The following is an 11,563-nucleotide window of genomic DNA, read 5'->3' on the forward strand; positions in this document are numbered from 1 at the left end:
GTCGATCCGGGCAGGTGCGGGCGCTCCACCGGCCGCGGCACCGCAGGGGGTGAAGCGTGATCAGGCCTGTGTCTGCAACTGGCTCAACTGCCGCCGGACATGATCGAGCGCGCCCTCTTGGCGTCCGGGCACGCACAGCCTCAACCGGGCCAGTTCCGCCCCGAGTTCGCGGACCCGCGCCGGATCGGCGATGCGGCCCCACTGGTGGTGCGCGCGGTCCACGGCCGACTCCACCTCCGGCGCGCCCGGCTCCTGCCCCGCGTCCAGCCGGGTCGCCGCGAGAGCCAGCCAGCCGCGGCAGCTCCGCTCGGCGTCCCCGGCGAACATCGCCAGGTCGGCCCGTACCTCCATCCAGTGCAGCACCTGCTCGGACCCGGGCCCGTGCGTCGCCAGCGCCTCCCGCCCGCACCGCTCCGCCAGCGCGAGGGCGTCGTCGTGACGTCCGTCGCGGACAGCCTCGGTGATCTCCTCGTGTGGATCCGAGGCGGGTGAACCGTCCCGCCGACCCGCCCGGCCGGGAGGCGTCACGGAGGGCCGGGGCATCGCGGAGGAAACCGGTGTCGCGGAGGGGGTGGGTGTCGCGGAGGGGATGGGTGTCGCGGAGGGGGCGGGTGTCACGCGGGGCGCGGGCACCGAAGCGGGTGGAACCGCTGGGTGCGGCGGCGGCGCGGGGGTGCGGGGCGGAGCCGTGACGGTCGTGAACTCCGGTGCCGGAGGCCAGGGTTGTCCCGCCCACGACTGTCCGGGTGACAGTACGAGGTCCGTCGCTGCCGTCCGGGCGTTCTCCTCCCCCGACACCCTCGCCAGAGCCTGCTGGTGGAGCCGGTCGAGGGGAGGCCGGTGTCCGCTGCGGAGCAGGGTGGCGACCGCTCGCATGTACGTCGGCTGCGCCACCGTACGGCGGGAAGGCGGCGGGGCGACACGGCCGTACAGCTCGGCCGGGGGGCCCACCGTGAGAGGGCGCCCGGCGAGGAACTCCCAGGCGTCCTGGTCCGCGTGCAGGTCGACGAAGACGGTCGTGGAACCCGGTGGCCGCAGCCGGAGTTCATCGGCGAACCAGCGCCAGGGGAAGGCGGTGTAACGGACCGTCGCCGGGGTGGTGCGGGCCAGCGCCAGGTGCGGAAGCCGCTGGCGGCGGTCCAGTTGGAGCTGCCCCGTCACGAACATGGTCAACGGCCCGGGGGCCGTCGCGGCCGCCCGCAGCCGGGTCAGCACGGCCTGCGGCTCCAGCGGGTCGGCCAGTTCGACGACGTTCGCCGTCTCGGTGCCCGACAGCACCGGCGGGGCGACGGCCGCGAGCACCGGGAGCACGGAGGCCGCGTCCACCAGACACCCCCTGCCCACCGGCGAGGCCGCGAGGAGCAGCACGGTTCCGGGCACAGGTTGCCTCCCCCATCGATCTGACACCTCAGCACCGTAACGGCTGCGCATGCAAAGCGGGGACGCGAGGAGACGAACGCCCCGGCCGGCCGGGGAGCCCCGGGTCCGCGTCCGCCACCCCGGCTACGGCCGCCGCGCGCCCTCCGCCCGGCGCCGTACGGCGAAGATCGTGGTGTCGTCGGCGAGCCGTCCGCCGCAGTGTTCGAGTGTGCCGTCGCGCACGAGGCGGACGAGCCGCTGCGGGTCGGCGGTGCGCGGGTCCCGCGCCAGCGCCTTCGTGAGGGTTTCCCGGAGCGGGAAGAAGTCGCCGACCCCGTCGCGGGCCTCGGTCACCCCGTCCGTGACCAGGAGCAGTGTCTCGCCGGGAGCCAGCGGAACACGGAGGACCGGTGGCGGTGTGGACACCAGCTCGTCCATGCCGAGCGGGCGTCCGTGCCCGGGATCCAGGCTCCGTAATCCGTCGGGGGTGACGACGAGGGGAGGTTCGTGGCCGAAGTTGACGACCTCGACCGTGACCGACGTGTCCTCGGGGAAGGCGACGAGGACGCCGGTCGCGAAACGGTCGCCGTCGTCGCGGCCGAGCGCCACGCGGTAGCGGTTGTGCCGCAGCATCCTGACCTCCAGCCGGGCGGCGACCGTGGCCAGCGCCGGCTCGTGGTACCCCGCCTCCCGGAAGGTGCCGAGCAGCGCGGCCGCCGCCTCGACCGCCGCGAGCCCCTTGCCCTGGACGTCTCCGAGCAGCAGCCGGGTGCCGTGCCGGCCGGGCTGGATGTCGTAGAAGTCGCCGCCGACCCGGGCCTCGCTGTCGGCGGCGAGATAGACGGCCGCGTGGTCGAGGCCGCCCCAGCCCGGTGGCATCGGGCGCAGCACGGTACGCCGGGTCGTCTCGGCGACGTCCCGCATGTGCAGCATGTGCCGCTCGGCCCGCAGCCTGACGGAACAGGCGAGGGCCGCGAGGCCGCTGCCGACCACGACGAGGACGAAATCGGGCAGGCCGTTCTGGTACTGGTGCGGCCACGACGTGTCCACGGCGCCGTAGGTGAGCAGCGACAGCGCGGCGAAGGCCAGCGTGCCCAGCACTCCGCAGATCGCCGCCGCGATGACCGGTACCAGCACGAGCCAGGAGATGATCCGGAACCGGCCGGAGGTGTTGACGTCGAGCAGCGCGATGCCGATGAGCAGCAGCAGCGGGGGCAGCCAGGCGAGGTTGCGCCCGCGCATCCTCAGCGGTTTCGGCCGCTGGAAGGCCTCCGGCAGCCCGCCGCGCGGTCCGAGGGCGTGCCGAACCCGGTCGAGTACGGATCTCCGGTCGGCCACGCGCCGTACCGCCTCCCGTTCAGTAGGCGACCGACATCCGGCCGTGCGGGTGAACGGGCATCTCCAGCTGGTCGACGAAGGCCATCGCGTAGTCCTCGGCGCTGATCCGGCTCAGGCCGCCCGCGTCGGTGAGCATGCGGTCCCCGCCGATCCGGAAGTCGCCCGTGCGTTCGCCGGGTCCGATCTCGGCCGCGGGGGAGATGTAGGTCCAGTCGAGGTCCTCGACGTCGCTCCGCAGATAGGCCAGCGCGTCCCGGTGGGCGAGCGCCTCGGGGAGGTAGGCCTCGGGGAAGTCCGGCTGGTCGCACGCGGCCTCGCCGGGCGCGACCTCCAGGGTGCCCGCGCCGCCGACGATCACGAGCCGGTGCACCCCGGCCGTGCGGACGCCCTCCACCAGGGAGTGGTTGAGGGCGAGGAAGGGTTCGCGGGGATCCGAGCCGTCGCGGGGCGGGACACACGCCGACCCCACCGCGTCCGCGCCGGCCACCAGCTCGGCGACCTTCGCCGAGTCCGAGGCGTCCGCCGCCGTCGCGGCGACCCCGGGGACCGGGGACTGCCCGGACCGGCTGACCGCGACGACCTGGTGTCCGCGCGCCGAGGCCTCCGTGGCGATGCGGCTGCCGACCATGCCGGTGGCACCAAAAAGTACGAGCTTCATGCACCTCAGCGAAGCACGCGCCCATGATCACCGCATCCCGGCGAAAGTGCCGCGGGGGTGCCATGAGGGGGGCCTGTCCCGACTTGCCAGGGGTTGCGGCGAGGTGTGACCTGGAAGGCGGGGGCGAGCAGAAAGGAGTCCTTCCATGGCTCAAGCCGCACCCGTGTCAGGGACACCACGTACATCCGGATCGACCGACGTCTTCGGGGAACAGACCCACACGATCGCGAAGTGGGGCATCCCCGTTGCCGGCGGACTCGTCTACGGCTACTGGGCCGCCGCCATCAACCGGGACGCGGGCGCCATCACGGGCTGGAACGTGCTGTTCGGCTTCGTGTGCGCCATCGCGTTCGCGGCGGCCTACATGGGCGCCCGGACGGTGGCGCCGCTGATGCGGCGCGAGATGCACGCGCTGGTGTGGGCCGTGTTCGCGGGCTGCGCGTTCGGTTTCCTGTACAGCCAGACCGACGCGACCATTCTGCGGTCCGTGTTCATGTCGCTGCCGGTGGCGGCGGGCGTGTACGCGGTGGCCTTCTACCGCTACTACACGCACGAGGACGCGGCGGGAAAGGCGAGCTGACGTCGTATGCGCGCCGTTCCGTCGTAGTACGCCGGAACGGCGCGCACGACGCGCACGACGCAAATGGCGCACATGGCGCACGCGCACGTGAGGCCCCGGCGGACAGCCGGGGCCTCACGCGTCTCCCTCACTCACCTACTCACCTGCCACCTGGGACCCAGTCCCAGGAGTTCGAGGAGGAGCCGGACACGGTCCAGCTCCACGCGCTGGAGACGGTGAAGCTCCAGGAGCCGGAGGCACTCACGCTCCAGCCGGGATCGTTGCGCGGGCTGCGGCCGTTGTCCCAGTGCGCGTTGTGCCACGTCCCGTCCTTCTGGTCGGGGCACGGGTCCGAGCAACTCGGCACCGACCGGCCGCCGGTGTCGACGAAGGCGGCGCTGGCCCACGCGTGGGCACCGACGAGCCAGTACCAGACGCTGGTGCCGAGCACGCTCTGCCCGTTCACCGCGCACTGGACGCGGTCCTGGCTGCCCGACGAGAGCGCGCCGACGACGGGCGAGACCGTGCTGGGCTGAAGCCGCAGGTTCATTTCCCCGCGGGAGATGACGGTGCCCCAGACGGGGCTGCCGGAGCCGTCTCCGGCGTGCGCCGACTCGGTCACGGCCATGGCGGGACCGGCGGCCAGAGCGGTCAGTACACCGCCGCTGAGCAGGGCCCCGGCGAGGGTCCGCAGGGCTGGGGTGGTGCGCATATCGGCCTCCTTCTCCCCAGATCCAGGAAACACCCGTTCGGGTGAGGGCTCCACCCGAGCGGCCAAAACCCTTGGTGCCGCTGGGATGCGCGGGGCCTGCGGCGGGGCCGGGGGGCCGCCACCCGGGCCCGGAGGGCGATCTGACGGGGTGCTGACGGGCCCGGCGAGGCTGCTGGCGGCTCCGGGCACGGTTCGGAGCCGGCCGCGCGGGAGAGGTGCGGCGGCTCCCCGTACGACTTGTCGTATACGCCCATTTGCAGTCGGCCCGGTCGCCCGCGGGGCGAAGGAGGCCTTGCCTGGAGACGTGACCTCTCGTGTCCGCAGCGCCGTGTCGGCCGTGCTGATCGCGCTCGCCTGCCTCCTCGCGCCGCTCGGCGCGCTGTCGGCGTGGGCGACGTACGGCCTCGGCGATTCCGAGCGGTACGAGGCCACGATGGCGCCGCTCGCCGCCGACGACGACGTCCGTGACGCCATCGCGGCCGGGGTCACCGACGACATCCTGCGCGAGGTCCACGTACGGCCGCGGCTCCAGGGGCCGGTGAACCACTTCGTCCGGGACGCCGTGCGCTCGTTCACCGAGACCGAGGCGTACCGCACCGCGTGGGAGGCCGCCAACCTGGCCGCGCACGACGCCGTGATGCGGGCGCTGCGCGAGGACCGCGAGGGCGCGGTGACCGTCGACCTCGCGCCCCTCACCGAGCGGGTCAAACGCCGGCTCGCCGACGACCACATGCCGCTGGCCGACCGGATCCCCATCGAGCACGCCGAGATCACCGTGCTCGAGGCGGAGGACCTGGCCCGGCTCCGGAAGGGGTTCCACGTGCTCGAAGTCGCCGGATTCTGGCTCCCGTCGGCGTCGGTCGTCTTCGCGGCGACCGGCATCGCCATCGCCGTCCGCCGCCGCCGGGCGGTTCTCGCGACGGGCCTCGGCACCGCTCTGGGCGCCGCGCTGCTCGGGGTCGCGATCACCGTCGGCCGCAGGCTCACCCTCGCCGACCTGCCGCCCGATGTGTCCCGCACGGCCGCGGGCGCGGTGTACGACGCCCTCACCGAGACCCTTCGGTTCGTCAGCTGGCTGCTGCTGGCCATGGGGCTGACGGTCGCGCTGACCTCGGCGCTGGCCGGCGCGTACGCCCGCCGGCGCCGGCCGGCCGAGGCACCCAGGCCGACTCCCGCGGAACCGTCGACCCACGTGGGAGCCTGACCCCGCGCCGGGGGCCGTTCCAGGGAAACCGCCATACTCGGGACATGTCCCGTGAGTTCCCCGTCGGCCTCACCCCTCCCGACTGGCTGGTCAGGAACCTCCAACCGCAGCGGGCCCCCGTCAACAAGGCCGCCGCCGCCCGCGCCGCCGTCGCCCTGTCGCTCCCGCTGGCCGTCGGCCTCGCCTGCGGACAGCCCGCGTACGGCGCCCTGGCCTCCATGGGCGCGCTGTCCGGAGTCATCAGCGACACCGCGGACGCGTACCGCATGCGGATCTTCAACATCGCCGTCCCGCAGCTCTTCGGCGCGATCGGCGTCACGATCGGCGCCGCGGTCTTCGGGCACGGCTGGACCGCCGTCGTGACGGTGACCCTGGTCGCCCTGGTCTCCGGGATGATCTCGTCGATCGGCGCCGTCGCCTCCGTCACCGGACTGCTGCTGCTCCTCAACTGCGTGATCGGCGCCGGACTTCCGCTCCCCGGCGCCTGGTGGCTCGCGCCGCTGCTGATGTCCGGCGGCGGGCTCCTCGTCCTCGCGCTGACCCTGCTCGCCTGGCCCCTGCGCTCCGGGGTGCCGGAGCGGTCCGCCGTCGCGGACACCTACCGGACGGCCGCGGACCTCCTCGCCGCCGGCGGCACCGACGACTACGAACGCCTCCGCCTCGCCGTCACCCGGTCCCTCAACGAGTCCTACGACCTCGTCCTCGCCCGGCGCGCCTTCCACCACGGCCGCAGTCCCGACCTCGTCCGGCTGCTCGCCCAGCTGAACGCCGTCACCCCCGTCGTCGAGGCCGCCCCCGTCGCCCACCAGCGGGGCGAGCCGCTGCCCGCCGAGATCCCCGCCGCCGTACGCCTGCTCGCCGACACCGTCGAGACCGGCGGCACCGGCCCGGTCGAACTGCGGCTTCCCGCCCCGGCCGACGAGACCGCGCGCGCCGTCGACCACGCCCTGCGGCACGCCGCCCGTGTCGTGACCGACCGGTCCCCCGACGCGCACGCCCTCGACGACCGCCTCGGACGGCCCGCCGCGCCCCGCGTCCGCGCGGCCCGCGCCACCCGCAACGTCCTGCTGTCGGCCGCCTCCTGGCGCTACGGCACCCGCCTCGCCCTGTGCATCGGCCTCGGCCAGGTGCTGGTCTCGACCGTCGCGGTGCCGCGCTCGTACTGGGTCGCGCTCACCATCACGTTCGTCATGAAGCCCGACTACGGGTCCGTCTTCTCCCGAGCCCTGCTGCGCGCCCTCGGCACGGTCGCCGGCCTGGTGGTCACGGCGGCCGTACTGACCGTGGTGCCGCGCGGCTGGTGGGACGTGCCCGTGCTGATGGTGCTCGCCGCGCTCATCCCGGCCCTGACCCCGCGCGGCTACGGCTATCAGACCGCCGCCATCACCCCGGTGATCCTGCTGCTGTCCGACAACCTCAACCACCAGGGCACCGGACTCATCGTGCCCCGGCTCGTCGACTCCCTCATCGGCTGCGCCATCGCCCTGGTGGCCGGGTACCTGCTGTGGCCGGAGAGCTGGCACGCCCGGGTCGGCGACCGGCTCGCCGACGCGGTCGCGGACACGGCCGGTTATGTCGAGCTGGCCTTCGGGAACGCGGCCGATCCGGCGGCCCGCGCCCGCAGCAGGCGCAGGCTGTACCGCGACCTCTCCTCCATCCGTACGGAGTTCCAGCGCGCGCTGACCGAACCGCCGCCGAACGGCCGCCGGGCCGCGGCCTGGTTGCCGCTCGTCGTCGCCGTCGAGCGGATCGTGGACGCGACCACCGCCGCCCGGGTCCGGGTCCGGCAGGGCGCGGTCGAACCGTCCGCCGCCGAGATCTCCACCATCGCGCGCCAGCTGCGGGAGCTGTCGGAGGGACTGCGTGAGACGGACGTGCTGTTCGCCGTCCGCACGGACCTCACCGGACCCGCCCAAAGCGTGCTCGAACCGGTGCGGCAGGAGGTCGCCGCGGCCAGGGCGATCGCCTCACCGCATTGACACGGACGCTTCCGGCACCGACTATTCGGCCACCGTCCCGATCCACGCGCGAGACGGCTTTACTGTCCCCTTGCTCTCCCTTGACACAAGGGTGACGCCGGGGGAAGGTGCGTGGCGGAACTTCCAATTCCGACAAATCCTCGTCGTAGGAAAGTGAACCCGTGGGCGCTGTAAGGGGGTTGACGCGACCGTCGTACGGTGCGCCGCCCCTGCCGAAGATCACCATCTGTGGCCGCTAACCTTACGTGTCCGTCCTGGCCAGGGATTGACGGGATCAACTCACGCGAAGGGTTGCGCACATGGGCATTCTCACTCTCCTGCGGAATGCGTTCGGCCGCTCACGCAAGGGTCGTGACGCGGACGCGGAGACCTCGCGAGAGGCCACGTCGACCGCGACGGTCCCGGCTCCCGCGGCGGAGCCGACGCTTTCCCCCGAGGCCGAACCGGCCTCGACCTCCGCGCCGGAGGCCGAGCCGAGGATTCCGGCTCCCGCGTCCGAGCCCGAGCCCTCCGTGGTCGACGAGCTGGTTTCGGCCGCCTTCGACAACGTGACGGTGCCGAGGCAGACGCCTCCGGCGGAGCCCACCAGAGAAGTACCCCCGGTCGCCGAGACCGAACCTGAACCCACGCCCGAGGCGGAGGCCGAGCCGGTCACCGCCGAGGAGGCCGAGCCGGTCGCGGCCGCCGAGGTTGAGGCTGAACCCGCGGCCGAGGCCGAGCCGGTCACCGAGGCCGAGCCCGAGGCTGCCGCTGAAGCGGAGCCCGCCGCCGAGGCCGAGCCGGTCGCCGCCGCCGAGCCCGAACCGGTGGTCGAAACCGAGCCGGAGCCGGTAGTGGCTGCCGAGCCGGTTGTTGAGGCTGAGCCGGAGCCGGTAGTGGCTGCCGAGCCGGTTGTCGCTGAGGTGGTTGCGGCCGAGGTCCCGCAGGTGGACGAGCCCGCGGTCGCCGACGGCGGCGAGGCCCCGCATGCAGCACCCGAGCTCGTCGAAGAAGTCAGCACGGGTGGTGCGGGTGGGAACGACGACGCCGAAGGCGAAGCCGAGGCGGAGCCGGCCATCTCGGCCGAGCCCGTCGTCGAAGCCGAGCCGGAGCCCGTGACAGAGGCGGAGCCGGTCGTCACGGCCATGGGTGACTCCGCGGTGTCGCTGACCCAGGTCAAGGACGAGGCCCCGGCCCTGGCAACGGCGTACGAGGAAGCGGGTACCGCGCTCCAGAAGCGGGACCTGACCGGCACACGCGCCAAGGTCTACCTCGTTCTCGACCGCTCGTCGTCCATGCGCGCCTACTACAAGGACGGCTCCGCCCAGGCCCTGGGCGAGCAGGCCCTCGCCCTCGCCGCCCACCTGGACCCGGAGTCGACCGTCCACGTCGTCTTCTTCTCCACGGAGCTGGACGGCACCGGCGCCCTCACGCTCGCCGAGCACGAGAACAAGGTCGACGACCTGCACGCCGGCCTCGGCCGCATGGGCCGTACGAGCTACCACGTGGCCGTGGAGGAGGTCGTCACCCACCACCAGCGCTCGGGTGGAGGCGCCCCCGCCCTGGTGATCTTCCAGACGGACGGCGCCCCGGACGCCAAGACCCCCGCCACCCAGTCCCTCACGGACGCGGCGAAGGACCACCCGGGCGTCTTCTTCTCGTTCGTCGCCTTCGGTGAGCACGACAACAAGGCGTTCGACTACCTGCGCAAGCTGAAGACCGGGAACACGGCCTTCTTCCACGCGGGCCCGGCCCCGCGCGAGCTGACGGACGTCGAGGTCTACGACGGCGTGCTGGAGAACTGGCGCCCGTAACCTCCCGTACGACCGGACAACGGCCGCCCCCTTCCCACGCCTTAAAACGGGAAGCGGGCGGCCCACCCATGTCGGCTACGATTTCAAGGTTCACCGGCGACGACCGGCCCACCGGAAACCGGACGCGATCGTCGCCCCACGTAGCGACCTGGGAGCAGCCCGCGATGGCTCGACACCTCATCACCAGCGCCCTTCCGTACATCAACGGGATCAAGCACCTGGGCAACATGGTGGGGTCCATGCTCCCGGCGGACGTGTACTCCCGGTACCTCCGCCAGCGTGGCCACGAGGTCCTGTACATCTGCGCGACGGACGAGCACGGCACCCCCGCCGAGCTGGCCGCCAAGGAGCGCGGTCTGCCGGTCGCCGAGTTCTGCGCCCAGGCGCACGACGCGCAGAAGGCCGTGTACGACGGCTTCGAGCTGGCCTTCGACTACTTCGGCCGCAGCTCCAGCCCGGAGAACCGCGACATCACCCAGCACTTCGCGCGCCGCCTGAACGAGAACGGCTTCATCGAGGAGCGCGCGATCCGTCAGGTGTACTCGCCCACCGACGGCCGCTTCCTCCCGGACCGCTATGTAGAGGGCACCTGCCCGCACTGTGGTTACGACAAGGCCCGCGGCGACCAGTGCGAGAACTGCACGCGTGTCCTCGACCCCACGGACCTGATCAACCCGCGTTCGGCGATCTCCGGCTCGACGGACCTGGAGGTCCGCGAGACGAAGCACCTCTTCCTCCTCCAGTCCAAGCTCCAGCACGAGGTCGAGGAGTGGGTGGCCCGGCACGAGTCCGAGTGGCCGCAGCTCGCCTCCTCCATCGCCCGCAAGTGGCTGACCGAGGGCCTGCACGACCGCGCCATCACCCGTGACCTGGACTGGGGCGTCCCGGTCCCGGCCGACACCTGGCCGGAGCTGGCGGCCGAGGGCAAGGTCTTCTACGTCTGGTTCGACGCCCCGATCGAGTACATCGGCGCGACGAGGGAGTGGTCCGACCAGGATGCCGAGAACCGCGACTGGAAGTCCTGGTGGTACGACGCGGACTCCGGCGAGAACCCGGTCCGCTACACGCAGTTCATGGCGAAGGACAACGTCCCCTTCCACACCGTGATGTTCCCGGCCACCGAGCTGGGCGTGCGCGAGCCGTGGAAGAAGGTCGACTACGTCAAGGCCTTCAACTGGCTGACGTACTACGGCGGGAAGTTCTCCACGTCCCAGAAGCGCGGTGTCTTCACCGACCAGGCCCTGGACATCCTGCCCGCCGACTACTGGCGCTACTTCCTCATCGCCAACGCCCCCGAGTCGGACGACTCGTCGTTCACCTGGGAGCACTTCACCACCACGGTCAACAAGGACCTGGCCGACACCCTCGGCAACTTCGTCAACCGCGTCCTGTCCTTCTCCAAGAAGCGCTTCGGCGAGGAGGTCCCGGCGGGCGCCGAGGTCGGCGAGGCCGAGGCGAAGCTGGGCGTGGAGATCGCGGGCCTGCTCGCGGAGTACGAGTCCCAGATGGAGGCCCTCCAGTTCCGCAAGGCGGCCGCCGCGCTGCGCGCCCTGTGGTCGGCGGGCAACTCCTACCTGGAGGAGAAGGCCCCCTGGCTGGAGATCAAGACCAGCCCCGAGGGCGCGGCGCTGACGCTCCGCACGGCGATGAACCTGATCCACCTCTACTCGGTGGTCTCGGAACCCTTCATCCCGGCGTCCGCCCGCGCGATGCGCTCGGCCTTCGCGCTCGCCGACGACACGGCGGCCTGGGTGACGGCGGACGAGGCACGCGCCCTCGCCTTCCTCCCCGCCGGAACCCCCTTCACCGTTCCCCCGGTCCTCTTCGCCAAGATCACGGACGAGGACCTGGAGTCGTACAAGGAGCGCTTCGGCGGCGCGCCGGAGTAGCCGACAACCGCTCGACAGGAGCCCGGGAACGCACCGTTCCCGGGCTCCTCGCGTATCAGAAGCCTGCGGCGG

The 11,563-nt window shown here is 72.5% G+C and carries 9 protein-coding genes; 5 read left to right on the forward strand and 4 right to left on the reverse strand.

Annotated features, from left to right (window positions below):
- Window positions 1–60 precede the first annotated feature (60 nt).
- From ABZV42_RS05480 to ABZV42_RS05490, 3 genes are all read right to left on the reverse strand, one after another.
- Entirely contained in the window at window positions 61–1,380 is a 1,320-nt protein-coding gene (locus tag ABZV42_RS05480) for a hypothetical protein (protein WP_356050940.1), read from the reverse strand.
- Window positions 1,381–1,503: 123 nt separating this feature from the next.
- The gene (locus ABZV42_RS05485; protein ID WP_356051052.1) at window positions 1,504–2,601 is read right to left on the reverse strand and encodes a PP2C family protein-serine/threonine phosphatase; all 1,098 of its coding nucleotides are present in this window, start codon (window positions 2,599–2,601) and stop codon (window positions 1,504–1,506) included.
- Window positions 2,602–2,716: 115 nt separating this feature from the next.
- On the reverse strand, window positions 2,717–3,355 hold the full coding sequence (locus ABZV42_RS05490; protein WP_355981923.1) for an NAD(P)H-binding protein: 639 nt from the start codon (window positions 3,353–3,355) through the stop codon (window positions 2,717–2,719).
- 145 nt (window positions 3,356–3,500) lie between these two features.
- On the opposite strand from ABZV42_RS05490, the gene ABZV42_RS05495 reads away from it, so the two are divergent.
- Entirely contained in the window at window positions 3,501–3,935 is a 435-nt protein-coding gene (locus tag ABZV42_RS05495) for a hypothetical protein (RefSeq protein WP_355981921.1), read from the forward strand.
- A gap of 139 nt (window positions 3,936–4,074) precedes the next feature.
- On the opposite strand, the gene ABZV42_RS05500 is transcribed toward ABZV42_RS05495, so the two are convergent.
- Entirely contained in the window at window positions 4,075–4,626 is a 552-nt protein-coding gene (locus ABZV42_RS05500) for an SH3 domain-containing protein (RefSeq protein WP_356050941.1), read from the reverse strand.
- 304 nt (window positions 4,627–4,930) lie between these two features.
- Between ABZV42_RS05500 and ABZV42_RS05505 the strand changes: the two genes are divergently transcribed.
- The 4 genes from ABZV42_RS05505 (at window position 4,931) to metG (ending at window position 11,491) form a co-directional block, all read left to right on the forward strand.
- Window positions 4,931–5,830 carry a hypothetical protein gene (locus ABZV42_RS05505; RefSeq protein ID WP_355981917.1) on the forward strand — a complete coding sequence of 300 codons (900 nt, stop codon included), beginning with the start codon at window positions 4,931–4,933 and terminating at the stop codon, window positions 5,828–5,830.
- A 44-nt stretch (window positions 5,831–5,874) separates the two neighbouring features.
- Window positions 5,875–7,809 carry an FUSC family protein gene (locus ABZV42_RS05510; protein WP_356050942.1) on the forward strand — a complete coding sequence of 645 codons (1,935 nt, stop codon included), beginning with the start codon at window positions 5,875–5,877 and terminating at the stop codon, window positions 7,807–7,809.
- Between the two features lie 299 nt (window positions 7,810–8,108).
- Window positions 8,109–9,602 carry a VWA domain-containing protein gene (locus tag ABZV42_RS05515; RefSeq protein WP_356050943.1) on the forward strand — a complete coding sequence of 498 codons (1,494 nt, stop codon included), beginning with the start codon at window positions 8,109–8,111 and terminating at the stop codon, window positions 9,600–9,602.
- A 164-nt stretch (window positions 9,603–9,766) separates the two neighbouring features.
- Window positions 9,767–11,491, forward strand: coding sequence for a methionine--tRNA ligase (gene metG, locus ABZV42_RS05520; protein ID WP_356050944.1), 1,725 nt, complete (start codon window positions 9,767–9,769; stop codon window positions 11,489–11,491).
- Window positions 11,492–11,563 lie beyond the last annotated feature (72 nt).

Source organism: Streptomyces sp. NPDC005281, from assembly GCF_040607495.1.
GTDB lineage: Bacteria > Actinomycetota > Actinomycetes > Streptomycetales > Streptomycetaceae > Streptomyces.

Coding starts and splice junctions, on each gene's coding strand:
- ABZV42_RS05485 (WP_356051052.1), bottom strand. CDS start 2,601: ATGCGCGGGCGCAACCTCGCCTGGCTGCCCCCGCTGCTGCTGCTCATC.
- ABZV42_RS05490 (WP_355981923.1), bottom strand. CDS start 3,355: ATGAAGCTCGTACTTTTTGGTGCCACCGGCATGGTCGGCAGCCGCATC.
- ABZV42_RS05495 (WP_355981921.1), top strand. CDS start 3,501: ATGGCTCAAGCCGCACCCGTGTCAGGGACACCACGTACATCCGGATCG.
- ABZV42_RS05500 (WP_356050941.1), bottom strand. CDS start 4,626: ATGCGCACCACCCCAGCCCTGCGGACCCTCGCCGGGGCCCTGCTCAGC.
- ABZV42_RS05510 (WP_356050942.1), top strand. CDS start 5,875: ATGTCCCGTGAGTTCCCCGTCGGCCTCACCCCTCCCGACTGGCTGGTC.
- ABZV42_RS05515 (WP_356050943.1), top strand. CDS start 8,109: ATGGGCATTCTCACTCTCCTGCGGAATGCGTTCGGCCGCTCACGCAAG.
- metG (WP_356050944.1), top strand. CDS start 9,767: ATGGCTCGACACCTCATCACCAGCGCCCTTCCGTACATCAACGGGATC.